Genomic DNA, 25,475 nt, shown 5'->3' on the forward strand with positions numbered 1-25,475 from the left:
CCGGCGGGCGTCAGGCGGTGGAGCCGACCGGCTCCTCCGGCTCCGACGCCCCCACGAAGGTCCGCCACAGCTCCGCGTACCGGCCGCCGAGCAGGAGCAGTTCGTCGTGCGTGCCGTCCTCCGCGACCCGGCCGTGGTCCATGACCACGACCCGGTCCGCGCGGGCGGCCGTGGTCAGCCGGTGGGCGACGACCAGGGTCGTACGGCGGCCCGCGAGCCGGTCGGTGGCCTGGTTGACCAGGCTCTCCGTGGCGAGGTCGAGCGCGGCCGTGGCCTCGTCGAGGAGGAGGACGTCGGGGTCGACGAGTTCGGCGCGGGCCAGCGCGATCAGCTGGCGCTGGCCCGCGGAGAGGTTGCGGCCGCGCTCGGCGACCTCGTGGAGGTAGCCGCCGTCCAGCGTGGCGATCATGTCGTGCGCGCCGACCGCGCGGGCGGCGGCCTCCACCTGGGCGTCGGTCGCGCCGGGCCGGCCGTAGGCGATGGCGTCGCGGACCGTCCCCTGGAAGAGGTACGCCTCCTGCGGGACCACCCCGAGCCGGTGGCGGTACGAGGTGAGGTCGAGGGCGCGCAGGTCGGTGCCGTCGACGGTGACCCGCCCGCCCGTCGGATCGTAGAAGCGGGCGACCAGCTTCACCAGCGTCGACTTGCCCGCGCCGGTCTCACCGACGAAGGCGACGGTCTGGCCGGCCGGGATGCTCAGGGAGACACCGCTGAGAGCCTCCTCGTCGTCGCCGTACGCGAAACCGACGTCCTCGAAGGCGATGTCGCCGCGCAGCGAGAGCACCTCCAGCGGCTCGGCGGCGGCCTGTGTCGACGTCGGTTCCTGGAGCAGCTCCTGGATGCGGCCCAGCGACACCGTCGCCTGCTGGTAGCCGTCGAAGACCTGGGAGAGCTGCTGCACGGGGGCGAAGAACAGGTCGATGTAGAGGAGGTAGGCGACCAGCGCGCCGGTCGTCAGCGTCCCGGCGTCGACCCGGTGCGCGCCCACCATCAGCACCGCGGCCGCCGCGACCGACGACAGCAGCTGCACGAAGGGGAAGTAGACGGAGATCAGCCACTGGCCGCGGATGCGCGCCGCGCGGTAGCCGGCGCTGCCCTCCGCGAACCGCCGGCGGCCCGAGCCCTCGCGCCGGAAGGCCTGGAGGATCAGCAGCCCCGAGACGGACTCCTGGAGGTCGGCGTTGACCGCCGAGACGCGCTCGCGGGCGAGTTCGTACGCCTTCACGCTCGCCCGGCGGAAGAAGAAGGTGCCGACGACCAGCGGCGGCAGCGTCACGAACACGACCAGCGCGAGCTGGACGTCGATCACCAGCAGCGCGCCCATGATGCCGAAGAAGGTGACGACGGAGACGAACGCGGTGACGAGGCCGGTCTGCAGGAACGTGGACAGGGCGTCGACGTCGGTCGTCATCCGGGTCATGATCCGCCCGGTCAGCTCCCGCTCGTAGTAGTCGAGTCCCAGGCGCTGGAGCTGCGCGAAGATCTTCAGGCGCAGCGAGTACAGGACGCGCTCGCCGGTCCGTCCGGTCATCCGCGTCTCACCGATCTGTGCCGCCCACTGGACGAGCACGGTGACCAGCGCGAGGCCCGCCGCGGCCCAGACCGCGCCGTACACCATCCTGGAGACGCCCTGGTCGATGCCGTGCCGGATCAGCACGGGCAGCAGCAGGCTCATACCGGCGTCGACGGCGACCAGGCCGAGGCTCACCAGGAGCGGGGGCCCGAAGCCGCGCAGCAGCCGGCGCAGTCCGTACGACTCCTCTGGCGTGACCGCGCGTGCCTCGTCGATGGCCGGGGTGTCGGTGGCCCGGGGCAGCGCCTCGACCTGGGCGAGCAGTTCGGGCGTGGCCGGCATGCCCGTCAGCGCGTTGTCCCTGGGCTCGCGGTCGCCGGTCCACAGACGCGGGGTGACACCGCGCTCGGCGTCGAACTCGGCGTCCAGCTCCTCCCGTACCGAGGTGTTCTCCGCCGCGGCCACGGGCTGGGCGTGTCCCGGGGAGACCCCGCCCAGTTCGTCCGGGTCGGTGAGCAGCCGCCGGTAGAGCGGGGAGCGGTCCTGGAGCTCCTCGTGGGTGCCGATGTCGGCGAGCCGGCCGCCGTCGAGGACGGCGATGCGGTCGGCGAGGTTGAGGGTGGAGCGGCGGTGCGCGATCAGCAGGGTCGTACGGCCCTCCATGACCTGTTTCAGCGCCTCGTGGATCTCGTGCTCGACGCGGGCGTCCACGGCGGAGGTGGCGTCGTCGAGGACCAGCAGGCGCGGGTCGGTGAGGATGGCGCGGGCGAGGGCGACCCGCTGGCGCTGGCCGCCGGAGAGGGTCAGGCCGTGCTCGCCGACCTTGGTGTCGTAGCCGGCGGGCAGCTCGGTGATGAAGCGGTCGGCCTGCGCGGCGCGGGCGGCCCGCTCGATCTCCTCCTGCGTGGCGTCGGGGCGGCCGTAGGCGATGTTGGCGCGCACGGTGTCGGAGAAGAGGAAGGAGTCCTCGGGGACCAGGCCGATCGCGGCGCGCAGCGACTCCTGCGTGAGCTCGCGGACGTCGTGGCCGCCGACGAGGACGGCGCCGTGCGTGACGTCGTAGAAGCGGGGCATCAGCAGCGACACCGTCGACTTGCCGGACCCGGAGGAGCCGACGACGGCGAGGGTCTCGCCGGGCCGGATCTCGAAGCTCAGCCCGTTCAGCACCTGCTTCTTCGAGGTGCCTTCGTAGGCGAAGGACACGTCGTCGAACTCGACGGTCGCGGGCGCGTCGTCCGGGAGGGTCTTGGTGCCGTCCTGGATGGCCGGTTCGGTGTCGATCAGTTCGAGCACGCGTTCGGCGCCGGCGCGGGCCTGCTGCCCGACGGTGAGGACCACCGCGAGCATCCGCACGGGCCCGACGAGCTGGGAGAGGTACGAGGAGAACGCCACGAACGTGCCGAGCGTGATCTGTCCCCGTACGGCGAGCCAGCCGCCCAGCGCGAGCATCGCGACCTGGCCGAGGGCGGGCACGGCCTGGAGGGCGGGGGTGTACCTGGCGTTGAACCGGATGGTCCGCATCCGTCCGGCAAAGAGCCGTCGGCCGACCTCCCGGAGCTTCCCGGTCTCCTGGTCCTCCTGGCCGAAGCCCTTGACCACGCGGACGCCGCTGACGGCGCCGTCCACGACACCCGCCACGGCGGCGGCCTGCGCCTGCGCGTACCAGGTGGCCGGGTGCAGCTTGGAGCGGCTGCGCCTGGCGACGAACCACAGGGCGGGGGCGACGGCCAGCGCGACCAGGGTGAGCGGCAGGGAGAGCCAGGCCATGATCCCGAGCGAGATCAGGAAGAGGAGTACGTTCCCGATGGTCATCGGGAGCATGAAGAGCAGACCCTGGATCAGCTGGAGGTCGCTGGTGGCCCGGCCGACGACCTGTCCGGTGGACAGCTCGTCCTGCCGGCGTCCGTCGAGCCGGGTGATCGTGTCGTACATCTCGGTCCGCAGGTCGTGCTGGACGTCGAGGGCGAGCCGTCCGCCGTAGTAGCGGCGGATGTAGGTGAGGACGTACACGACGACGGCCGCGGCTATCAGCGCGCCCGCCCAGGGGGCCATGGAGCGGGTGTGGTTCCCGACGACGTCGTCGATGATCACCTTCGTGATCAGCGGGACCACCGCCAGCACGGCCATGCCGCCGAGCGCGGACCCGAGCGCGAGCAGCACGTCCTTCGGGTACCGCCACGCGTACCCGGCCAGTCGCCGTGCCCATCCCCGCTGACCTGCCACGCCGGTGCCTTCCGTAGATCTCACTCCGCCGGAAGACTCCAACGCCGAACGAAGCGGATTTCATCCCTCCGCAACAATCGTTCCCTCACCGTCCGTGGCAGACGCACGCGCGGGGGGTGCGGACGGAGGTGCGGACGGAGGTGCGGACGGGTGGTCCGCAGCGCGTTCAGGTGGCCGTCGCCGACCGGGAGCGGGCCGAGGCGGCCGTCCCGGTCCCGGTCCCGGTCCCGGTCCACGGAGAGTGACCGGCCTGTCGCGGTCCACGGCGGGTGCGGACAGAGGGCCGACGGAGGTGCCCTCGTACGTCGACCTGTCGAGCGCGCCGGAGCGGCTCTCCAGGGCGGCGGAAAGCGAACGGGCGGGGCCGGTGAGGGCCCCGCCCGAACAGGCCGACGGTGACGGTGACGGTGACGGTGACGGTGACGGTGACGGTGACGGTGACGAGAACGGATCTCAGGCGCACGCGGTCACGGTGGGACGCGCGGACGGCCCGGGAGCGGACTCGCGTGGAACAGGGGTCGTCCGGCCGCGCCGTCAGCTCGCGGGCGCGGGCACGGAAGCCTCCTGCGGGGTGCCGGTGGGCACGTACCGCAGCACGCTCGCGCTGCTCTTGGAGGTGGCCGGCACGAGATCCTTGTGGATCGCCTTGGCGACACCCTGGATGGTGCTGACGCCGTAGCTCATGGTGCTGTTCCCGTGGGTGAGCACGGTGATCATGTAGTCGTGACCGGCGCCGTTGAAGGTGCCGACACTGTGGACGCGCCAGCCGTGCGTGGAGCGCGACAGCCAGCCGTTCTTGACGTGCACGGCGACCGAGGAGGGCGCTCCCGCCGGGGTGCCCCAGCGCTGCGAGGAGATGACCTTGCCCATCAGCTTCAGCTCGTACGCGCGGGAGTTGTCGCTCAGCACGGAGTTCTTGGCGGTGAGCAGCCCGAGCAGTTTCTGCTCGTCGCGCACGGTGATCTGGGTGAGACCCCAGTAGCCGTTCGCGCCCGGCTTGGTCTCGGTCATCCCGGCGGCGGTGAGGAAACCTTTCACCTTGGTCACGCCGAGCTGCTTCCACAGCGTGCTGGTCGCGGTGTTGTCCGACTTGGTGATCATGGCCGTGGCGAGCGTCTGCTCACGACTGGTCAGATACCGGTTGTGCTTCTTCGCGTCCCACAGCAGCGTGGCCAGCACGGTGACCTTGACCACACTGGCGGAGTCGTAGGCGGAGGTGGCACGCAGGGTGCAGGTCGTCTTCGTCGTCCGGTCGTAGAGTCCGACGGCGACGGTGCCGGCACGGTTCTTCAGGGCCGCGGTGATGTCCTTCTGCAGTGCGGCGGCCAGGCCCGCCTTGGCGGACGTACAACTGACCTGCGGCGCCGCGGCAGCGGAGGCCGGTGCCGCGGCCGCCGCGAGCGGCACGAGCATCCCGGCGCCGAGGCTCGCTGCGAGCATCCGGGCACGCCGGGATATCCGGTGAGTCATGGAGGTTCCCCATCCCCTTCGAACAGTACGAGCGCGCCTGCGGCGCACCCGCCTGTCATGACTCGCAGAGGTGACCGAGGGTTGTACGTGTGTTCGTAGGGCTCCGCGGCCCGCCCGCGGGCGGAACGCGGGCCGCGCCATCCGCCGCGCGACGGGTGGCCGCCGCCGCACCGAGCCGACTACCGCAGCACCGCCCGGCGTTCACCCCCGCCGCGGCCGCTCGCCGCGCCATGTCGCGTGCCCTGAAGGCGACTCACCGGAAGGCGGCCTGCCGGATTCCGACACGGAACCGACACCGCCCGTTCATTGCCCGCGCCGCATGTGCATGTCACGCTCCGGTTGCCCGCTCGATCAACACGCGTAGAACGGACTCCCCACGATGCCCGCGACAACGCACACACGCCGCTGGAAGACGCTGGCGCTGACCACGTCCGCCGTACTGGTGGGCCTCACCCTGCCGACGGTCACCGCGTCCCCCGCGAGCGCGACGACGACCGCGTACGACAGCACGTACTACAAGAACGCGGTCGGCAAGACCGGCGCGAGCCTGAAGTCCTCGCTGCACACCATCATCAGCAGCCAGAGCAAGATCTCGTACTCGGCGGTCTGGAACGCGCTGAAGGCCACCGACCAGGACCCGAACAACAGCAACAACGTGATCCTGCTGTACAGCGGGGTCTCCCGCGCCAAGTCCCTCAACGGCGGCGACCTCGGCGACTGGAACCGCGAGCACACCTGGGCCAAGTCGCACGGCGACTTCGGCGAGGCGACCGGTCCCGGCACCGACCTGCACCACCTGCGTCCGGCGGACGTCCAGGTCAACAGCATCCGGGGCAACCTGGACTTCGACAACGGCGGCAGCGCGGTCACGGGCGGCGGCGGCAGCAAGGTCGACTCCGACTCCTTCGAGCCGCGCGACGCCGACAAGGGCGACGTGGCCCGCATGATCCTCTACATGGCGGTCCGCTACGACGGCGGCGACGGGTTCGCCGACCTGGAACCCGACGAGAAGGTCAACAACGGCAGCGCCCCGTACATCGGCAAGCTGTCCGTGCTGAAGCAGTGGAACGAGCAGGACCCGCCGAGCGCCTTCGAGGAGAAGCGCAACCAGGTCATCTACGACACCTACCAGCACAACCGCAACCCGTTCATCGACCACCCGGAGTGGGTCGAGGCGATCTGGTAGCGGCTCGGGCCGGCCACCGCCCGGTGCGGTGGCCGGTCCGTCCGGCAGCCGGTCCGTCCGGCAGCCGGTCAGGCGTCGAGGTGCGTGGGCGCGAACATCCGCAGCACCGCCGGAAGCAGCACCACCGAAGGGCCGGGGCTCGCCAGCGCCTCGGCCAGGTCCGCCTCCAGCGTCCCGGGGCTCGTGCGGACGCCCGGGACGCCGAAGGACTCGGCGAGGGCCACGTAGTCCGGGCGGGCCAGTTCCGTCGCCGTCGCCTCGCCGAAGGCGTCCGTCATGTACTCGCGCAGGATGCCGTAGCCGCCGTCGTCGACGATCAGCCAGGTGACGTCGAGGCCGTACTGCTTCGCCGTGGCCAGCTCGGCGATCGAGTACAGCGCTCCGCCGTCGCCTGAGACCGCGAGGACCGGGCGGGAGGGGTCGGCGGCCGCCGCTCCGAGGGCCGCCGGGAAGCCGTAGCCGAGGCCGCCGGCGCCCTGGGCGGAGTGCATGGTGTTGGGCCGGCGGGGGTCGAAGGCGGACCACGCCCAGTACGCCAGGATGGTCATGTCCCAGAAGGACGGGGAGTCGTCCGGCAGGGCGCGGCGCACGGACGCCAGCACGCCCTGCTCCAGGGTGAGTTCCTGCGCGGCGATGCGCTCGCCCACCCGCGCGAGCAGGGTGCGCACGCGCTCCGGCGCCGTCGGGTCGGGGCGCTCGTCGACCGTCTCCAGGAGCGCGGAGAGCGCGAGCCTGGCGTCGGCGTGGATGCCCAGTGCCGGATGGTTGGACTCCAGCTTGCCGAGGTCGGCCTCGATCTGGATCACCCGGCCGCGGGGCTTGAACGTGTGGTAGTTCGAGGACAGTTCGCCGAGACCCGAGCCGACCACGAGCAGGACGTCGGCGTCCTCCAGGAGGTCGGTGGTGTGCCGGTCCTCCAGCCAGGACTGGAGGGACAGCGGGTGGTTCCAGGGGAAGGCGCCCTTGCCGCCGAAGGTGGTGACGACGGGGGCGTTCAGCCGCTCGGCGAGCCGGCGCAGCTTGCCGGAGGCGTCCGCCCGTACGACCCCGCCGCCCGCGATGATCGCGGGGCGGGCGGCCGTGGACAGCAGGTGGGCGGCGACCGCGGTCAGTTCGGGGCGCGGGACGACCTCCTCGGGGGTCGCGTCCATCGCGGTCACCGCCGGCAGGGAGGTCTCGGCGAGGAGGACGTCCTGCGGGATCTCCACCCAGACCGGGCCGTGCGGGGCCGTCAGCGCGGACTCCCAGGCCGCCGCGAGGGCGGAGGGGATCTGCGACTGTGCGCGGACGGTGTGGACGGACTTCACGACGCCCCTGAACGCGGCCTGCTGGTCCGGGAGTTCGTGCAGATAGCCATGGCGTCCGCCGCCCAGTCCGGCGGTCGGGACCTGGCTGCTGATCGCGAGGACGGGGGCCGAGGCGGCGGCCGCCTCCTGGAGCGCGGCGAGCGAGGTCAGCGCCCCCGGGCCGGTGGAGAGCAGCAGCGGCGCGGCCTCCCCCGTGATCCGGCCGTACGCGTCCGCCGCGAACCCCGCGTTGTTCTCGACGCGCAGTCCCACGTACTGGAGCGAGGAGCGGCGCAGCGCGTCGAACATGCCCAGCGCGTGCTGGCCGGGCAGGCCGAAGACGGTGGTCGCGCCGAGCCCGGAGAGGGTCTCCACGACCAGGTCCCCGCCGTTGCGGCCGGGGGGCGGGTTCAGCGCGGCCTCCGTCTGCGCCGCCGACGGACGGAGTACCAGGTCGTGGTCGTGGGTCACTTCGGGGCCTTCTCCTGGGCGATCTGGCGGGACATGATCGTGGTCAGTTCGTACGCCGTGTGGGACGCGGCGACGGCGGTGATCTCGGCGTGGTCGTAGGCGGGCGCGACCTCGACCACGTCCGCGGAGACCAGGTTGCAGGAGGACAGTCCGCGCAGGATCTCCAGGAGCTCGCGGGAGGTCATGCCGCCCGCCTCCGGGGTGCCGGTGCCGGGCGCGTGCGCCGGGTCGAGGCAGTCGATGTCGATGGAGATGTAGAGCGGGCGGTCTCCGATGCGCTGGCGCAGCTGGTCGGCGACCTCGTCGGCGCCGCGGCGGTAGATGTCCGCCGAGGTGACGATGCCGAAGCCCATCTTCTCGTCGTCGGTGAGGTCCTGCTTGCCGTACAGGGGGCCGCGGGTGCCGACGTGGGAGAGCGCGGAGGTGTCGAGGATGCCCTCCTCGACGGCGCGGCGGAACGGGGTGCCGTGGGTGTACTCCGCGCCGAAGTACGTGTCCCAGGTGTCGAGGTGCGCGTCGAAGTGGAGCAGGGCGACCGGGCCGTGCTTCTTCGCCACGGAGCGCAGCAGGGGCAGCGCGATGGTGTGGTCGCCGCCGAGGGTCATCAGCCGGGCGCCGGTGCCGAGCAGCTCGTCGGCCGCCGCCTCGACCGTCTCCACGGCCTCGTTGATGTTGAACGGGTTCGCCGCGATGTCACCGGCGTCGGCGACCTGGGCGAGGGCGAAGGGGGAGGCGTCCTGCGCCGGGTTGTACGGGCGCAGCAGGCGGGAGGCCTCGCGGATCGCGTTGCCGCCGAAGCGGGCGCCGGGCCGGTAGGAGACCCCGGAGTCGAACGGCACGCCGACCACGGCGACGTCGGCGGTGCCGACCTCGTCGAGGCGGGGCAGCCGGGCGAAGGTCGCGGGGCCGGCGTACCGCGGGACGCGGGACGAGTCGACGGGGCCGCGTGGCTGGCTGCCGCCTGCTGCCGGGTTCTCGGTGCTGCTCATCGTCGGACTCCTCCAGGTGATACCGGTGATGCGTGGTACGGGTGATACGTCTTCCAGTGTCGCGGACCCCGACCACCGGAGTCCGCCCGGCCCGGCCGCCCCACGGCGACCGGCCCGAAACTCTTCAGCCCCCTGAGCCCCACCGGGCTCCTTCACGGCCCCGGGGGGCGCAGCGTCCCTTCGGGGACGCGGGGAACCGCGCGACCAGCCACGGACAACCCGCGGCCGCACACGGGCCCCGGACCCCGGGAGCCCGGGGTCCGGGCCCCGCTCACGCCGGTACCTCCGTCCCCTCCGCCGAAGGCACCCCACGGCCGGCCAGTCGCTCACGCCACGCGACCAGCACCGCCGGATCGGTCGCGGGTGTGACCAGGGACACGATCACGTACACGACCAGCGAGGACAGCAGCCCGTAGTAGACCGGCTCGTTGGCGAGGACGCCGTACACCCCCATCAGCCCGACGACCGCCAGCCCGCCGACCACGACGGAGGCCAGCGCGCCCTGCGCGGTCCCGCGCTTCCACAGCAGTCCGCCGAGGATCGGCACGAGCAGCCCGCCGACGAGCAGGTTGTACGCGACGGTCAGCGCCTCGACGACGTTGTTGAGCGCGATGGCGGTGCCGATCACCGCGACGCCCATGACGAGGATGAAGATCCGGTTGCCCCTGACCTCGTCGTGGTCGCCGCCGTGCTCCTCGCCCGTGGGCCGTACGGTTCCCCGCAGCCGGGACCAGATGTCGTTGTTGGCGACGGTGGCGCAGGCGATCAGCGCGCCGGAGGACGTCGACATGACGGCCGCGAGCGCCGCGGCCAGTACCAGCCCGCGCACGCCGACCGGGAGTTCGTCCTTGACGATGGTCGCGAAGGCGGCGTCGGCGCTGGGCAGCGTCGGGTAGAGGACCTTGGCCGCCGTGCCGATGACGGCGCCCGCGACGGCGTACACCAGACAGTAGGTGCCGGCGACCGTGCCGCCCCACCGCGCCGTGGTGTCGCTGCGGGCGGTGAACACGCGCTGCCAGATGTCCTGGCCGATGAGCATGCCGAAGGTGTAGATGAGCACGTAGGTGAAGATCGTCTCGCCGCCGATGCCCAGCGGATCGAAGTACTCGGTGGGCAGCTTGGCCTTCATCGCGCTGAACCCGCCGGCCTTGATCACCGCGATGGGCAGCAGCAGGAGCAGCACACCGATGGTCTTGACCACGAACTGCACCATGTCGGTGAGGGTGATCGACCACATCCCGCCGAGCGTCGAGTAGGCGACCACGATCGAGCCGCCGATGACGATCGCGAGCGTCCGGTTCATGTCGAAGAGGACGTCGAAGATCGTGGCGTACGCGATGGTCGAGGTCACCGCGAGCATCAGGGTGTACGCCCACATGACGACGCCGGAGATGACACCGGCCCGGCCGCCGTAGCGCAGGTCCAGCATCTCGGAGACGGTGTAGACCTTCAGCCGGGCGATGCGGGCGGAGAAGAAGACGGAGAGGGCGAGCAGGCCGAGCCCGATGGTGAACACCATCCAGGCCCCGGAGAGCCCGTACTGGTATCCGAGCCCGACGCCGCCGATGGTGGAGGCCCCTCCCAGCACGATCGCGGCCATGGTCCCGGAGTACATCGCGGGCCCGAGCCGGCGTCCCGCGACGAGGAAGTCGCTCTTGGACTTGGCGCGGCGCATGCCCCACCAGCCCATGGCCAGCATGCCGGCCAGATAGACGACGATCACTGTGTAGTCGACGGCCATGCGGGGCCCTCCTTCGCTCACTCTCGGTGGCGTGTCGTGCAGATACGGATGGGGACGCGGCCGGGGCGAGCACGGTCCGGCCGGGAAGACCGGCGGCGGATCCGCGAGCGGTTCCCGCCCGGTCGGTGCGGCAGCGGATCGCGGGGACATACGCCCGTACCCGCGGCTGCCGACGGCACGACCCTAGGTGGCCGGAAGGCGACTCTGAAGTGTACTTTTCATCCACTGTCACCGAACCGGATGGAGGGAATGACCACCATGCCGGACGCCACGCCGGACGCATCCACCCCGCCAGGCCCGCCGATCCCGTCCGCGCCATCGGCTCCGCCGGGCCCCCCGGCTCCGCCTGTCCCACCCACTCCGCCGGTGCCGCTGAGCGCGCTGCTGGCCCGGGAGGACCTGGCCCTGCGCCGTATCGCGGGCCCCGCCGACCCGGACACGGTGATCCACTGGGCGCACACCTCGGAGATGGCGGACCCGTACCCCTATCTGCTGGGCGGTGAGCTGCTGCTGACCGCGGGCGTGCACGTCCCCAAGGCGCCGGGCCCGGCGGGGGACGCCCCCGGCCGGGCCCGGCCGGGGCTTCGGGAGTACTTCGACGGCTACGTCTCGCGCATCGTCGCGGCGGGCGGCGCGGCGCTGGGCTTCGGCGTGGCACCGGTGCACGACACGGTTCCGCGCGCGCTGGTCGAGGCCTGCGACGCCCAGGGCCTCCCGCTGATCGAGGTCCCGCCCCAGACGACCTTCTCGGGGGTGGCCCGCGCGGTCTGGCAGCTGATGGCCCAGGCCCGCCTGGCGGAACTGCACCGCGTCACGGAGGGCCAGCAGAGTCTGGCCGCCGCGGCCGCCCGCCCCGACCCGGTGCCCGCGGTGCTGCGCCGGCTGGCCCAGCGGGTGTCCGGCCGGGCCGTGCTGTACGGGCCGGAGGGGGCGGAGCTGGCGGGTGCCGGACGGACCCCGGAGGCACCCGTCGCGCGGGCCCTCGCCGGACTGGCGGCGGTGGTACGGCCCGGGGAGACCCCGGGCCCGGCCCCCTCCTCCGCCAGCGACACCGTCCAGGGCACCCACCTGGCCGCCTACGCCCTCGGCGGCGGGCAGGGCTTCGTCCTCGGCGTGGCGGCGCCGCGCCGCGACCCCGGGGACCACACCATCGCCTCCGTCGCGGCCGTGCTGCTCTCCCTGCTCACCGGGGAACAGCAGAGCGGGAGCGGCGCGGCACGGTCGTCGGCCCTCGTCCGGCTGCTGCTCGGGGCAGCGCCGGAAACGGTCGCCCCCCTGCTGGGCGGGGAACGGTGGATCGTCGTGCACGCGCGGCCCACGGCGGACGGTCCCGCTCCGGACGCCGTCGCCGCCTCCGCGCTGGGGACCGCGCTGGGCTCCGCTCTCATCGACGCGGGCGGCGACGTGGTACGTGTCCTCGCGACCGGCGACGGCGAGCCGGCCGCCCAGCAGGGCTGGACATGCGGGGTCAGCGCGCCCGTCGGCCCGCACGAGTGGGCGCTCGCCGACACCCAGGCCGCCCGGGCACTGGCCCGCGCGCGGGCGACCCGTTCGGCGCTGGTGCGCCACGCGGAGCGTCCCGCGCTCGCCGACCTCGTTCCCGCGGCCGACGCGGAGACCCACGCCCGCGCCCTGCTCGCACCCATCGCCGCGACCCCGTCCCTCACCGAGACCCTGCGCACCTGGCTGTCCCTGCACGGCAGTTGGGACCGCACCGCGGTGGCCCTCGGCGTCCACCGCAACACCGTGCGCCAACGTGTGGCGCGCTGCGCGGCGTTGCTGGGGGCCGATCTCGACGACGCCGATGTGCGCATGGAGTTGTGGTTCGCGCTGCGGGAGCGGTGAGCGGGCGGCCGGGCAACGGCCGGGCGGGCGGCGACCGGGCGGCGGGCGCCCCGGGGTCCGCGCTCCCCCGCACGCCCGTAGCCCGAGTGACCCGCGTCCCAGGGCGCGGGACAACGGCTCCCCCGGCGGGACGTCCCGGCACAATGGGAGCATGCCAATATCCGGGACCCCCAGCCGCGCCGAACTTGTCGGCCATCTCGTGAAGACCCGCATCGCGGGCGATGTCGCCACCCCTCGCGAGAACAACCTCTCCCACTACCGCAAGCTGGCCAACGGCGAGCGCAACTGGTGGCTCGGCCTGGAGCTCGGCGACCGATGGACCGACGAGCAGGACGTCCTCGCGGTGATGGCGGAACGGGTCGGCGTCAACGACGACCCGGAATACCGGTACGGGCAGGACACCATCGACCCCGAGCTGACCGTGGACGCCCTGGACCGGCTCGCGGCCCGGCTGCGCAAGGCGGCCGAGGGACGGCAGCGGGTGCTGTTCGCGACCGGCCACCCGGGCGGCCTGCTCGACGTGCACCGGGCCACGGCCGCCGCCCTGCGCGGTGCGGGCTGCGAGATCGTGGTGATCCCGGAGGGGCTCCAGACGGACGAGGGCTACGTCATGCAGTTCGCGGACGTGGCCGTGCTGGAGCACGGCGCGACGCTGTGGCACACGCACTCCGGTGAGCCGATGCACGCGATCCTCACGGGTCTGGAGCGCGAGGGCCGCCCGCTGCCCGACCTGGTCGTGGCCGACCACGGGTGGGCCGGCCGCGCGGGCCAGCAGGGCGTGGACTCCGTCGGCTACGCCGACTGCAACGACCCGGCCCTGTTCCTCGCCGAGGCGGAGGGCACCGTCCAGGTCGTGGTCCCGCTGGACGACCATGTCGTCAGCCCGCGCCACTACGACCCGATGACGGCGTACCTGCTCGACGCGGCGGGCCTCGTCTGACATCCGCCGCGGGAACATCCGCGCCCCCCGCACAAGGCGGCTACGGAATGTAGTCGCCCTTGCCCGATGCGTACACGGGCCGCTACGCACCGTTGGAACCTCCCGTCGGGCCGACCTCCCCGCCGTACCGCGGTGTTGGCGGCACGGCCGGGCCCAACCGCGCGCCCGGACCCGCCGTTCCCCGGCCGGGCCCTCTCACCGAGAGGCCGTTCTCCAGATATCGGACGCCGCCGGAAAAGGGCGGGTGAGCGGATCACCGCCCTGCGCGAATCCCTTTTCCACGGGCACTTTCCCAAAGGAGATCGGGCGCCCCATCCACAGCGCGCGACACCGTCGGGAATAAAGGGAAAGCCGACGGGGAAAGCCTTGCACGGTCGCGCTGCCGACAGCCCCGGGAAAGATAAGTGGCGACATTAACGCACTTTACTGAACACTTGTTCATTCGCCTGTCGAACTACCGGTCGAGCAGACACGCCGGGAAGGGGCCCCGAGTCGACCGGTCGACACCGATCCCGAGGTGATCGTTATTCACTCGTGCCGTTCCGGCGGCGGGCATGAACGAAGCGAACCGCGCGACGAAAAGCGCCTAACCCGCCAAAAGGGATCTATGGCGCGGTGCGGCGGCGCGACCCGTCCCCACGACGGGGCGCGGTGAGGTGCGGCCCCCGAATCCCTCCCCAGAGGGGAGGCCGCCCGACGTTTCCCCGCCCCGGTGACCTTTCCGCAGCTCATGGTGTTTACTGGAAGTCGGTCTGAGCCTTGGTGGGTCCAGACCCTTTCCTGGAGGCCTCGGGGGTGGTTCCCCGAGGCCTCCTTGCTTTCCTCCGCGTTCACATGTGCGCCCCGCACCGCTCATCCGCGGTAAATTCAACGCCGTTTCCACGTACAGCGTTCTGGAATTGCGGCATGCATGGGCGGCACCCATCTCCCCGCAGACGGAGCGTAACCTCAAGCACACCCAGCGCAATCACCGCAAAACAAAACCCTCTCCCGAGGGTTTGTTTTCCCTTCTCTCCCCGACCGGTCGCCGACGGGAATTCCCGCCGCGCACATGCGTGACTGGAGATTTCCTCGCGAGTGGAGGTAACTTGTCGATGTAACGCCTTCGCCTCGCGCCCGGACCTAAACCAGCCGGGCGGCCATGCGACGGAGAGGGCTCTGGACCCACCAGCCCGGGTGCGTCCGCCGCGTGGCGGACCCACCCGGTCCCCTGCTTCTCCCGAGCGGGAAGGACCTCAGAACCGATGCAGACCGCCATCGCCGATGGCGTCGCCGCGCCGAAGAACCCCGGCGCCCCGGCCCTCGGCACCCCTCGACTGACACAGCGTCACCAACACGGCCGGTTACGGCCGTACGCCCCGGTACCGCACCGCGCGGCCGGGGCAGGGGAGTGACCGATGCCTCCCAAGGTCGACGCCTTCCGCACCAGCGACGTCCTGAAGGGCCGTCAGGCGATGCCCGGGGGCAGCTTCCTCCACCATCTCCCCGGCAACACCTGGCCACTGCTCGTCAGCACCTGGGGACTGGACACCCGTGTCTACGAACGCGACGAGGAGCTGCCGCTCGGACCGGGCGACGGCAGCGTGTACATCCTCCTGGGCGGCTGCGTCCTCCAGGAGCGCTTCCCCTTCGGGCCCGGGGTCGCCTCCACCAGGATCACGAGGTTCCGCGGCGCCGGTGAACTCCTGGGCGAGGCCAAGCTGATCGCCCCTGAGGCGACGGTCACGACCGTCTGCCTGACGACGACCTGGGTCATGCCCTGTCCCGTGCAGCGCATGAACCTCCTGCTGCGCCGCCAGCCGGAAGCCCAACTGGCCCTGCTGCGCAGTCTGGAGGATCGCAACCGCAGCGACGAGATGATCTACTGCACGCCGACCCGCTCCCCCGTGCAGCGGGTCGGCGGCCTGTTGCTGCACCTGGCCGCGATCGCCGGCAGGACGAACTCCGCCGACCCCGGCCACGTCACCATCCTGGGACCGACCCAGCGCGACATCGCCGACGCGCTCCTGATGGGCGTCTCCACCGTGGAGAACGCGGTCCGCACCCTGCGCGACAGCCACGACGCGATCACCACCAGGTACCGGCAGTTCGCGGTGACGGACCTGCACGCCCTGCGCGACATCGCCATGCCCGCGTAGGGCGTGTCGCGAAAGCCCCGCCCGCCTCGCGACGCCCGGCCCGCCCTCCGGGCGGACGACGGGACTTTCGCCGCACGCCCCAGCCCCCAGCCGCCCCGTCCTCCACCGTCCCACCCCCGCGGCCACGACGGCCGGCCCCGCACGAACGAACTCCCGCGCCGTGCGGGCCCCGTGCGGACTCACGCGCGCTCCCACGAACGGAATCGGACCACGATGACCCTCAGCCCGACCACCCTGGCGGCCGGCACCGGCGCCGGCTCCCCGGTCGTGGCCGCCCTGTCCGGCGCAGCCATGGCCATCCTCGCCGTCCTCGGGCTCCGCCATGGCCGGCAGGTGTTCGCCTGGACGAAGAGGACCCGCGCCACCGACGACGACGCCAAGGACCTCGACGACGCCGACCACTACCTCAAGGAGACCTTCGAGAAGCTCTGCGAGCTCGCCCAGAAGCCCTGCCGGGCCGCCGACCTCGCGCCGCTGCGGAGACTGCGGCACCTCATCGGGGCCTGTGCCGGTCAGCTGGAGGTGATCCGGGCCGAACTGGGCGACGTCGCCCAGCACTTGGAGGACTACCTGGCCACGGGCCTGCCCCCGCTCACCGGCACGGCACGGGTGCCGCAGTCGGAGCTGGACGCCCACCTGGAGCGCGCGATGCGCCAGGAGCACGCCCGCAGGGAAGTGGAGCGCGCCGTGAGCAGGGCGCAGCAGCGCATCCGGGTCCTGCGCAAGGCCTGACCGGTCCGCGAGGAACACGGACGGCTCCGGCCGGGAAGGGGGGCGAACCCGTGCCCGGCCAGGGCGGAGACCCGCCGTGCGGACAGCCCTCAGGGCCAGGGGTTCAGCCCCTCGGCCCGGCGTCGGTCATGGCCCGGGGTCGGGTCCAGGTACACCCGGCTCACCGCCGGGAACGCCTCCCGCAGTCGCTGTTCGGCCTGTTCGCAGGCCCACTCGATCTGGGCGGCGGTCGACACGTCACGGAAGTCGACCTTGGCCGCGACGAGCGCCTCGCGCGGTCCCTGGACCAGGGTCGTCAGCTCCAGTACGGCCTCCACGTGCTCCACCGCGAGCAGTTCGGCCCGGATGCCCTCCCGGACGGCCTTCGGCAGCGGACGCCCGATGAGCAGCTCCGCGTTGGAGCGGCCGAGGACCCAGGCGACGTACAGCAGCAGGAGGCCGATACAGAGGGACGCGACGGCGTCCCAGACGCCGGAGCCGGTGAGCTGCCCGCCGAGCAGACCGCCCGCGGCGAGGACGAGGCCGATCAGCGCGGCCGAGTCCTCCAGGACCACGGCCTTCACCGCGGTGTCCGGGGTGTGGCGGAGGTAGCGCTTGAAGGGCGCCCCGATCCGCGCCGCCTCACCGCGTGCCTGGCGCACGCCGGTGCGCAGGGAGTAGCCCTCCAGCAGGAAGGCGACCGCGAGCACGACGTAGGAGACGACAGGGTTGCCCGGTTCCTCGCCCGCGACGAGGGTGTGCACCCCGTCGTAGATCGAGAACACCGCGCCGCCGACGAAGGTCGCGACCGCCGCGAGCATCGCCCAGATGTAGCGTTCGGGCCCGTATCCGAGGGGGTGCTCCTCGTCGGCCGGTTTCTCGCTGCGCTTGAGCGCGGTGAGCAGCAGCACCTCGGTGACCGTGTCGGCCACCGAGTGCGCGGCCTCGGACAGCATCGCGCTCGATCCGCTGATGACGCCCGCGACCGCCTTGGCGACCGCGATCCCCAGATTGGCGAGGGCGGCGACGATCACCGTCACCGTGCTCTCGCCCGCGCCGCCGTCGTCCTGTGCAGCTTCAGTCATGCCCCAGTCCTACCCGGGGATCAGGACAACTCGCGGGGGATCCGGACCACGCCCTCCTGGATCACCGAGATGGCCAGCCGGCCGTCCTGGGTGTAGATCCGGGCCTGGCCGAGCCCGCGGCCCCCGGACGCGGACGGGGACTCCTGGTCGTACAGCAGCCATTCGTCGGCGCGGAAGGGCCGGTGGAACCACATCGCGTGGTCCAGCGAGGCCCCGACGACGTCACCGGTCACCCACCCGCCGCGCCCGTGCGCGAGCAGGATGGAGTCGAGGAGCGTCATGTCGGAGACGTACGTGGCGAGGACGACGTGCAGCAGCGGTTGGTCGACGGCGCCGTCGAGTTTGCCGTTGGTGCGGAACCACACCTGGGAGTGCGGTTCGCGGGTCTCGCCCACGGTGCCGTAGGGCGGCGGGTCGACATAGCGCAGGTCGACGGACTCGCGCGCCTCCAGGAGACGCTCCACGACGGCGGGGTCCCCCAGGACGTCGGCGTACCGCGGCAGCAGCTCGGCGGCCGTGGGCAGCGTCTCCGGGTCGGGCGCGGGCGGCATCGCGGCCTGGTGCTCCATGCCCTCCTCGTGCGCCTGGAAGGACGCGGAGAGGTGGAAGATCGGCTGTCCGTGCTGGACGGCGACCACCCGCCGGGTGGTGAAGGAGCGGCCGTCACGGATGCGGTCCACCGAGTACACGATGGGCGCGCCGGGGTCCCCCGCACGCAGGAAATAGGCGTGCAGGGAGTGGGCGAACCGGTCCTCCGGGACGGTGCGCCCCGCCGCGACCAGCGCCTGCGCGGCGACCTGCCCGCCGAAGACCCGGGGGACGACGGCGGAGCGCGACTGGCCGCGGAAGATGTCCTGCTCGATCCGCTCCAGGTCGAGCAGATCGAGCAGGGACTGCAGTGCCTGACTCATGGTGTCAGTTGTACCGCGCAGTTGTTTTTCATGATCCTTCGCGGGCCTTACAGGCCCATGTCCTTCGCGATGATCGACTTCATGATCTCGCTGGTGCCGCCGTAGATGCGGTTGACGCGGTTGTCCGCGTACAGGCGGGCTATCGGGTACTCGTTCATGAAGCCGTAGCCGCCGTGCAGCTGGAGGCACCGGTCGATGACACGGTGCGCGACCTCGGTGCAGAACAGCTTGGCGCTGGCGGCCTCGGCCGGCGTCAGCTCGCCCTTGTCGAGGGCCTCCAGGGCGCGGTCGGCGACGGCCTCGGCCGCGTCCACCTCGGCCTGGCAGGCGGCCAGCTCGAACTTGGTGTTCTGGAAGGACGCGACGGGCTTGCCGAAGACGGTGCGCTGCTGGACGTACTCCTTGGCGAACCGGACGGCCGCCTTGGCCTGGGCGTACGCGCCGAACGCGATGCCCCAGCGCTCGGAGGCGAGGTTGTGGCCGAGGTAGGAGAAGCCCTTGTTCTCCTCGCCGAGCAGGTCCTCGACGGGCACCTTGACGTCGACGAACGCGAGCTCGGCGGTGTCGGAGGTCTTCAGGCCGAGCTTGTCGAGCTTGCGGCCGATGGAGTAGCCCTCGGACTTGGTGTCGACGGCGAAGAGGGAGATGCCGAAGCGGCGGTCATCGGCGGTGGGCGCGGAGGTACGGGCGCAGACGATCACACGGTCGGCGTGGACTCCGCCGGTGATGAAGGTCTTGGAGCCGTTGAGGACGTAGTGCGTGCCGTCCTCGGAGAGCTTGGCCGTGGTCTTCATGCCCGCGAGGTCGGAGCCGGTGCCCGGCTCGGTCATCGCGAGCGCCCACATCTCCTCGCCGGTGACGAACTTCGGCAGGAACCGCTTCTTCTGCTCGTCGGTGGCGAGCATCTTGATGTACGGCAGGCCGAGCAGCACGTGCACGCCGGAGCCGCCGAACTGGACGCCCGCGCGGGCCGTCTCCTCGTACATCACGGCTTCGAACTTGTACGAGTCGATGGCGGCGCCGCCGAACTCCTCGTCGACCCGGATGCCGAAGACACCGAGCTCGGCGAGCTTGTGGTAGAAGTCGCGCGGCGCCTGGCCCGCGGCGAACCACTCGTCGTAGACGGGAACGACCTCGGCCTCGATGAAGGCCCGCAGGGTCTCCCGGAACGCCTCGTGGTCCTCGTTGAACACCGTACGGCGCACCGTCGGCCCCTCTCTGCGCCTGAACCGGCGCCGCTCTCGCGGATGTGGCTGCTCGCCGTGGGGGCTGCTCATTGAATGGCCGCGACCCTTGGCTAAGCGCTTGCTCAGGACTCAGGTTACCCGTCGGTCACGACGACCGTCCAGAGCCATCGGCCGCCCTCCCCCATGACGCTCGTCACGCCCGCCCGCCACGGCTCGACGACCGGGCGGGGACGCACCGCGAGGCGCCTGTCCGGGTCGGCCCGCGACCGGAAGGTCAGGGCACGCGTCGCGGGTCGCGGGGACGGATCGCGGGTCACAGGCACGGGTCACAGGCACGGGTCACAGGTCGCAGGCACGGATCACGGGTGAGGTCACAGGTCACAGGTCGCTGATCCCGGGTCGCCGATCACGGGTCGCACATCAGGGATCAACGCGCCCATGGACCCCACCACTTGGGCGGCAGGGGGTCGGCCGGTGCCGAAGCCGGCTGATCGGGATGAAGACCGCGCGGTGAAGGGATCCCGGTCGATGCCCCGGTCACGCGGTCGGACCGCCACCAGCCGCCCCGGCCGCCGCGAAGGCGCCCCGCGCCATCCGGTGCAGCAGGGCCGCCGTCACCCCGCGCCCCGGCAACGCGCCCGGCCGTCCCAGGTGGGGGGTCGAGTTCAGCAGCCCGAACACCGAGTGCACCGCCGAGCGGGTGGTGGGTTCGGTGAGGGCCGGATACACCTCCCGCACGACCTCGACCCACAGCTCGACGTACTGCCGCTGGAGCTGTCGCACGAGTTTGCGGTCGCTGTCCCGCAAGCGGTCCAGTTCACGGTCGTGCAGGGTGATCAGGGGCCGGTCGTCGAGAGCGAAGTCGATGTGCCCCTCGATGAGCGAGTCGAGCAGCGCATCCGGGCCGCCACCGGCCTCCGCGACCCGCCGTTTCCCTCCCGTGAGCAGTTGTCCGCTGATCCCGACCAGCAGCTCGGCGAGCATCGCGTCCTTGCCCGGGAAGTGCCGGTACAGACCGGGGCCGCTGATACCGACGGCCGCCCCTATCTCGTCCACGCCGACGCCGTGGAAACCGCGCTCGGCGAAGAGGCGGGCGGCCTCCCTGAGGATCTGCTCGCGTCGGGTGGGGGCGTCGGTTCTCGTGGCCATGGAAGCAATTCTAGACAGGGAGGTTAGCGGTCGTTAACCTGGACGACATGCGTTAACGCTCACTAACTGGTGGACCGCTGGGCGAGGGGACCGCAGGACATGCACGAAGCACCGGAGCTGACGAGCGCGGCCGATCCCGCCTCGGAGGCCTGGCGGGCCAACGAGGCGGCTCATCACGCCCTCGGGGAGGAACTGCGCGCCAAGCTCGCGGAGGCGCGGCTCGGCGGCGGCGAGCGGGCCCGGCAGCGCCACACCGCGCGCGGCAAACTGCTGCCGCGCGAGCGGGTGGACCAGCTGCTGGACCCGGGATCACCCTTCCTGGAGCTGGCCCCCCTGGCGGCGCACGGGATGTACGAGGGACAGGCACCGGCGGCCGGCGTGATCGCCGGAATCGGCCGGGTCAGCGGCCGCGAGTGCGTGATCGTCGCCAACGACGCCACCGTCAAGGGCGGCACGTACTACCCGATGACCGTGAAGAAGCACCTGCGGGCGCAGGAGGTGGCGCTGGAGAACCGCCTCCCCTGCGTCTATCTCGTCGACTCCGGCGGAGCCTTCCTGCCGATGCAGGACGAGGTGTTCCCCGACCGCGAGCACTTCGGGCGGATCTTCTACAACCAGGCGCGGATGTCGGGAGCGGGAATCCCGCAGATCGCCGCCGTCCTCGGATCGTGCACGGCCGGTGGCGCGTACGTCCCGGCGATGAGCGACGAGGCCGTGATCGTGCGCGGTCAGGGCACGATCTTCCTGGGCGGCCCGCCCCTGGTGAAGGCCGCCACCGGTGAGGTCGTCACGGCCGAGGAGCTGGGCGGCGGCGAGGTCCACGCCCGCGTGTCGGGCGTCACGGACCACCTCGCGGAGGACGACGCGCACGCGCTGCGGATCGTCCGGAACATCGCGGCCACCCTCCCCGCGCGCGGAGCGCTGCCCTGGGAGGTCACACCCGCCACGGAGCCCAAGGTCGACCCGTACGGCATCTACGGCGCCGTCCCGGTCGACTCCCGCACCCCCTACGACGTGCGCGAGGTCATCGCGCGCGTGGTCGACGGTTCGCGCTTCGCCGAGTTCAAGGCGGAGTTCGGGCAGACCCTGGTCACCGGTTTCGCCCGTATCCAGGGGCATCCGGTCGGGATCGTCGCCAACAACGGCATCCTGTTCTCGGAGTCCGCCCAGAAGGGCGCCCACTTCATCGAGCTGTGCGACCAGCGCGGCATCCCGCTGGTGTTCCTGCAGAACATCTCGGGCTTCATGGTCGGGCGCCAGTACGAGGCGGGGGGCATCGCCAAGCACGGCGCCAAGATGGTGACGGCGGTGGCCTGCACCCGCGTGCCGAAGCTGACCGTCGTGATCGGCGGCTCGTACGGCGCGGGCAACTACTCCATGTGCGGCCGGGCCTACTCGCCGCGCTTCCTGTGGATGTGGCCCGGCGCCAAGATCTCCGTGATGGGCGGCGAGCAGGCCGCGTCCGTCCTCGCGACCGTCAAGCGCGACCAGCTGGAGGCGCGCGGGGAGTCCTGGCCCGCCGAGGACGAGGACGCCTTCAAGGACCCGATCCGCGCCCAGTACGAACAGCAGGGCAGCGCCTACTACGCGACGGCCCGCCTCTGGGACGACGGCGTGATCGACCCGCTGGAGACCCGGCAGGTGCTGGGCCTCGCCCTGACCGCGTGCGCCAACGCGCCCCTGGGTGATCCCCAGTTCGGCGTCTTCCGGATGTGAGGGACCTCTGATCATGTTCGACACCGTTCTTGTGGCCAACCGCGGCGAGATCGCCGTCCGGGTCATCCGCACCCTGCGGTCGCTGGGCGTGCGCTCGGTCGCCGTCTTCTCCGACGCGGACGCCGACGCCCGGCACGTGCGCGAGGCGGACACGGCGGTACGGATCGGTCCGGCGCCGGCCGCCGAGAGTTATCTGTCGGTGCCCGCCCTGCTGGAAGCGGCGGCGCGGACCGGGGCCCAGGCCGTGCACCCGGGGTACGGCTTCCTCGCGGAGAACGCCTCGTTCGCGCGCGCCTGCGCCGAGGCCGGCCTCGTCTTCATCGGTCCGCCCGCCGACGCGATCGCGCTCATGGGCGACAAGATCCGCGCCAAGGAGACGGTCCGGGCGGCGGGAGTCCCCGTCGTCCCCGGCTCGTCCGGCAGCGGTCTCAGTGACGCACTGCTGGCCGAGGCGGCACGGGAGATCGGTATGCCGGTACTCCTGAAGCCGAGCGCGGGCGGCGGCGGCAAGGGCATGCGACTGGTGCGGGACGCCGCGGACCTGGCCGACGAGATCGCCGCCGCCCGGCGCGAGGCCCGCGCCTCCTTCGGCGACGACACCCTCCTCGTCGAGCGCTGGGTCGACCGCCCCCGCCACATCGAGATCCAGGTCCTGGCGGACGGCCACGGCAACGTCGTGCACCTGGGCGAGCGCGAGTGCTCCCTGCAGCGCCGCCACCAGAAGATCATCGAAGAGGCGCCCAGCGTGTTCCTCGACGACGCGACCCGGGCCTCCATGGGCGAGGCGGCGGTCCAGGCGGCCCGCTCCTGCGGGTACGAGGGCGCGGGCACCGTGGAGTTCATCGTCCCCGGCTCCGACCCGTCCTCGTACTACTTCATGGAGATGAACACCCGCCTCCAGGTGGAACACCCGGTCACCGAACTGGTCACGGGACTCGACCTGGTGGAGTGGCAGCTCCGGGTGGCCGCGGGAGAGCGGCTGCCCTACGAACAGAAGGACGTCACGCTCACCGGACACGCCGTCGAGGCGCGCGTCTGCGCGGAGGACCCCTCCCGCGGCTTCCTCCCCTCCGGCGGCACGGTGCTCTCCCTGCGCGAGCCGCAGGGCGACGGGGTGCGCACCGACTCGGGGCTGAGCGAGGGCACGGAGGTCGGCAGCCTGTACGACCCGATGCTGTCCAAGGTCATCGCGTACGGCCCGGACCGCGCGACCGCGCTGCGCAAGCTGCGCGCCGCTCTCGCGGAGACGGTCACGCTCGGCGTCCAGACCAACGCCGGGTTCCTGCGCCGGCTGCTGGCCCATCCGGCGGTCGTCGCGGGCGAGTTGGACACCGGCCTGGTGGAGCGGGAGGCCGACGGACTGGTCTCCGGTGAGGTACCGGAGGAGGTGTACGAGGCGGCGGCGGCCGTACGGCTCGACGCGCTGCGGCCCCGGGGCGAGGGCTGGAGCGACCCCTTCTCGGTGCCGAGCGGCTGGCGGCTGGGCGGTACCCCCGCGCCCGTGGGCTTCCACCTGCGGGTGCACGACCCCGTGGACCACGTGCCGCGCGGCACCCACACGGTCACTGCAGGCCAGGTCTCCGTGACCCTCGACGGCGTACGCCACACCTTCCACCGCGCCGGCGACTGGCTCGGCCGCGACGGCGACGCCTGGCACGTGCGCGACCACGACCCGGTGGCCGCGTCCCTGACCGGCGCGGCGCACGCCGGCGCCGACTCGCTGACCGCGCCCATGCCCGGCACGGTGACCGTCGTCAAGGTCGCGGTCGGGGACGAGGTGACCGCGGGGCAGAGCCTGCTGGTGGTCGAGGCGATGAAGATGGAGCACGTCATCTCCGCCCCGCACGCGGGAACCGTCAGCGAACTGGACGTCACCCCGGGCACCACGGTCGCCATGGACCAGATCCTGGCCGTGATCACCCCGTACGAGGAGACGACATGAGCACCCCGGAACTCGGCCTCCCGATGGTCGTGCCGGCCCCGGACCTGCCCGCTCGGGTGCGGATCCACGAGGTCGGCGCGCGCGACGGACTGCAGAACGAGAAGGCGACCGTACCGACCGAGGTCAAGGCCGAGTTCATCCGGCGCCTCGCCGACGCGGGCCTGACCACCGTCGAGGCCACCAGCTTCGTCCATCCCGAGTGGGTGCCCCAGCTGGCGGACTCCGAGCAGCTCTTCCCCCTGGTGAGCGACCTGGAGAGCACCGGCGGAGCGCCGGGCGTGCGCCTCCCGGTCCTCGTGCCGAACGCACGCGGTCTCGACCGGGCCCTGGCCCTCGGCGCCCGCCACGTCGCCGTCTTCGCCAGTGCGACGGAGTCCTTCGCGAAGGCCAACCTCAACCGGACCGTGGACGAGTCGCTGGCCATGTTCGAGCCCGTGGTGTCCCGGGCCAGGGCGGAGCGGGCGCACGTCCGCGGCTATGTCTCGATGTGCTTCGGCGATCCCTGGGAGGGCGCCGTCCCCATCCACCAGGTCGTGCGTGTGTGCAGGGCCCTGCTGGACATGGGCTGCGACGAGCTGAGCCTGGGCGACACGATCGGCGTGGCGACGCCGGGCCACGTCCAGAACCTGCTGGCCGAGCTCAACGAGGAGGGTGTGCCGACCAGCGTGCTCGGTGTGCACTTCCATGACACCTACGGCCAGGCGCTCGCCAACACCCTGGCGAGCCTGCAGCACGGGGTGACGACCGTCGACGCGTCCGCGGGCGGACTCGGCGGCTGTCCGTACGCGAAGTCCGCGACCGGCAACCTCGCCACCGAAGACCTCGTATGGATGCTCCAGGGCCTCGGTGTCGACACCGGGGTCGACCTCGGCCGCCTCACCGCCACCAGCGTGTGGATGGCCGGACAACTGGGCCGACCCAGCCCGTCCCGCACCGTCAAAGCCCTCTCGCACCAGGAGTGAACCCCATGTC

At 72.0% G+C, this 25,475-nt stretch carries 17 protein-coding genes; 8 read left to right on the forward strand and 9 right to left on the reverse strand.

Going from position 1 to position 25,475, the window contains the following annotated elements:
- Positions 1–10 precede the first annotated feature (10 nt).
- Positions 11–3,736 carry an ABC transporter ATP-binding protein gene (locus ABZV34_RS07995; protein ID WP_356272420.1) on the reverse strand — a complete coding sequence of 1,242 codons (3,726 nt, stop codon included), beginning with the start codon at positions 3,734–3,736 and terminating at the stop codon, positions 11–13.
- A gap of 534 nt (positions 3,737–4,270) precedes the next feature.
- Complete coding sequence (locus tag ABZV34_RS08000; protein WP_356272422.1) at positions 4,271–5,206, reverse strand: serine hydrolase; 936 nt, start codon at positions 5,204–5,206, stop codon at positions 4,271–4,273.
- A gap of 379 nt (positions 5,207–5,585) precedes the next feature.
- On the opposite strand from ABZV34_RS08000, the gene ABZV34_RS08005 reads away from it, so the two are divergent.
- Positions 5,586–6,392 (forward strand): endonuclease, encoded by an 807-nt coding sequence (locus ABZV34_RS08005; protein ID WP_356272424.1) that lies wholly within the window; start codon positions 5,586–5,588, stop codon positions 6,390–6,392.
- A gap of 68 nt (positions 6,393–6,460) precedes the next feature.
- Here the strand turns inward: ABZV34_RS08005 and ABZV34_RS08010 are convergent, their stop codons facing one another.
- The 3 genes from ABZV34_RS08010 to ABZV34_RS08020 form a co-directional block, all read right to left on the reverse strand.
- Positions 6,461–8,149, reverse strand: coding sequence for a thiamine pyrophosphate-binding protein (locus ABZV34_RS08010; protein WP_356272426.1), 1,689 nt, complete (start codon positions 8,147–8,149; stop codon positions 6,461–6,463).
- Positions 8,146–9,138, reverse strand: a complete 993-nt coding sequence (gene speB / locus ABZV34_RS08015) for an agmatinase (protein ID WP_356272428.1) — start codon at positions 9,136–9,138, stop codon at positions 8,146–8,148. The genes ABZV34_RS08010 and speB overlap by 4 nt, the downstream gene beginning before the upstream one ends.
- A 271-nt stretch (positions 9,139–9,409) precedes the next feature.
- Complete coding sequence (locus tag ABZV34_RS08020) at positions 9,410–10,879, reverse strand: sodium:solute symporter (protein ID WP_356272430.1); 1,470 nt, start codon at positions 10,877–10,879, stop codon at positions 9,410–9,412.
- A gap of 240 nt (positions 10,880–11,119) precedes the next feature.
- Between ABZV34_RS08020 and ABZV34_RS08025 the strand changes: the two genes are divergently transcribed.
- From ABZV34_RS08025 to ABZV34_RS08040, 4 genes are all read left to right on the forward strand, one after another.
- Positions 11,120–12,724: a helix-turn-helix domain-containing protein gene (locus ABZV34_RS08025; RefSeq protein ID WP_356272432.1), complete on the forward strand. Its 1,605-nt coding sequence runs from the start codon at positions 11,120–11,122 to the stop codon at positions 12,722–12,724.
- A gap of 151 nt (positions 12,725–12,875) precedes the next feature.
- Complete coding sequence (locus tag ABZV34_RS08030) at positions 12,876–13,664, forward strand: phosphatase (protein WP_356272434.1); 789 nt, start codon at positions 12,876–12,878, stop codon at positions 13,662–13,664.
- Positions 13,665–15,061: 1,397 nt separating this feature from the next.
- Positions 15,062–15,802, forward strand: coding sequence for a Crp/Fnr family transcriptional regulator (locus ABZV34_RS08035; RefSeq protein ID WP_356272436.1), 741 nt, complete (start codon positions 15,062–15,064; stop codon positions 15,800–15,802).
- A gap of 213 nt (positions 15,803–16,015) precedes the next feature.
- Positions 16,016–16,534: a hypothetical protein gene (locus ABZV34_RS08040; protein ID WP_356272437.1), complete on the forward strand. Its 519-nt coding sequence runs from the start codon at positions 16,016–16,018 to the stop codon at positions 16,532–16,534.
- A gap of 89 nt (positions 16,535–16,623) precedes the next feature.
- On the opposite strand, the gene ABZV34_RS08045 is transcribed toward ABZV34_RS08040, so the two are convergent.
- The 4 genes from ABZV34_RS08045 to ABZV34_RS08060 form a co-directional block, all read right to left on the reverse strand.
- Entirely contained in the window at positions 16,624–17,598 is a 975-nt protein-coding gene (locus ABZV34_RS08045; protein ID WP_356272439.1) for a cation diffusion facilitator family transporter, read from the reverse strand.
- 20 nt (positions 17,599–17,618) lie between these two features.
- Positions 17,619–18,509, reverse strand: coding sequence for an acyl-CoA thioesterase II (tesB, locus tag ABZV34_RS08050; protein ID WP_356272441.1), 891 nt, complete (start codon positions 18,507–18,509; stop codon positions 17,619–17,621).
- A 47-nt stretch (positions 18,510–18,556) separates the two neighbouring features.
- A complete protein-coding gene (locus ABZV34_RS08055) occupies positions 18,557–19,714 on the reverse strand; it encodes an acyl-CoA dehydrogenase family protein (RefSeq protein WP_356272443.1) in 1,158 nt (385 codons plus the stop codon).
- 519 nt (positions 19,715–20,233) lie between these two features.
- Complete coding sequence (locus tag ABZV34_RS08060) at positions 20,234–20,845, reverse strand: TetR/AcrR family transcriptional regulator (RefSeq protein ID WP_356272445.1); 612 nt, start codon at positions 20,843–20,845, stop codon at positions 20,234–20,236.
- A 99-nt stretch (positions 20,846–20,944) separates the two neighbouring features.
- On the opposite strand from ABZV34_RS08060, the gene ABZV34_RS08065 reads away from it, so the two are divergent.
- The 3 genes from ABZV34_RS08065 to ABZV34_RS08075 are packed head-to-tail and all read left to right on the forward strand — an operon-like array spanning position 20,945 to position 25,465.
- Complete coding sequence (locus ABZV34_RS08065; RefSeq protein ID WP_356272447.1) at positions 20,945–22,561, forward strand: carboxyl transferase domain-containing protein; 1,617 nt, start codon at positions 20,945–20,947, stop codon at positions 22,559–22,561.
- Positions 22,562–22,574: 13 nt separating this feature from the next.
- On the forward strand, positions 22,575–24,503 hold the full coding sequence (locus tag ABZV34_RS08070) for an acetyl/propionyl/methylcrotonyl-CoA carboxylase subunit alpha (RefSeq protein WP_356272449.1): 1,929 nt from the start codon (positions 22,575–22,577) through the stop codon (positions 24,501–24,503).
- Positions 24,500–25,465, forward strand: coding sequence for a hydroxymethylglutaryl-CoA lyase (locus ABZV34_RS08075; RefSeq protein WP_356272451.1), 966 nt, complete (start codon positions 24,500–24,502; stop codon positions 25,463–25,465). The genes ABZV34_RS08070 and ABZV34_RS08075 overlap by 4 nt, the downstream gene beginning before the upstream one ends.
- The last annotated feature ends 10 nt before the right edge of the window (positions 25,466–25,475 follow it).

Source organism: Streptomyces sp. NPDC005195 (assembly GCF_040608315.1).
Lineage (GTDB): Bacteria > Actinomycetota > Actinomycetes > Streptomycetales > Streptomycetaceae > Streptomyces > Streptomyces kaempferi.

Coding starts and splice junctions, on each gene's coding strand:
- ABZV34_RS08060 (WP_356272445.1), bottom strand. CDS start 20,845: ATGGCCACGAGAACCGACGCCCCCACCCGACGCGAGCAGATCCTCAGG.
- ABZV34_RS08075 (WP_356272451.1), top strand. CDS start 24,500: ATGAGCACCCCGGAACTCGGCCTCCCGATGGTCGTGCCGGCCCCGGAC.
- ABZV34_RS08065 (WP_356272447.1), top strand. CDS start 20,945: ATGCACGAAGCACCGGAGCTGACGAGCGCGGCCGATCCCGCCTCGGAG.
- speB (WP_356272428.1), bottom strand. CDS start 9,138: ATGAGCAGCACCGAGAACCCGGCAGCAGGCGGCAGCCAGCCACGCGGC.
- ABZV34_RS08000 (WP_356272422.1), bottom strand. CDS start 5,206: ATGACTCACCGGATATCCCGGCGTGCCCGGATGCTCGCAGCGAGCCTC.
- ABZV34_RS08005 (WP_356272424.1), top strand. CDS start 5,586: ATGCCCGCGACAACGCACACACGCCGCTGGAAGACGCTGGCGCTGACC.
- ABZV34_RS08030 (WP_356272434.1), top strand. CDS start 12,876: ATGCCAATATCCGGGACCCCCAGCCGCGCCGAACTTGTCGGCCATCTC.
- ABZV34_RS08070 (WP_356272449.1), top strand. CDS start 22,575: ATGTTCGACACCGTTCTTGTGGCCAACCGCGGCGAGATCGCCGTCCGG.
- tesB (WP_356272441.1), bottom strand. CDS start 18,509: ATGAGTCAGGCACTGCAGTCCCTGCTCGATCTGCTCGACCTGGAGCGG.
- ABZV34_RS08025 (WP_356272432.1), top strand. CDS start 11,120: ATGGAGGGAATGACCACCATGCCGGACGCCACGCCGGACGCATCCACC.
- ABZV34_RS08035 (WP_356272436.1), top strand. CDS start 15,062: ATGCCTCCCAAGGTCGACGCCTTCCGCACCAGCGACGTCCTGAAGGGC.
- ABZV34_RS08040 (WP_356272437.1), top strand. CDS start 16,016: ATGACCCTCAGCCCGACCACCCTGGCGGCCGGCACCGGCGCCGGCTCC.
- ABZV34_RS08045 (WP_356272439.1), bottom strand. CDS start 17,598: ATGACTGAAGCTGCACAGGACGACGGCGGCGCGGGCGAGAGCACGGTG.
- ABZV34_RS08020 (WP_356272430.1), bottom strand. CDS start 10,879: ATGGCCGTCGACTACACAGTGATCGTCGTCTATCTGGCCGGCATGCTG.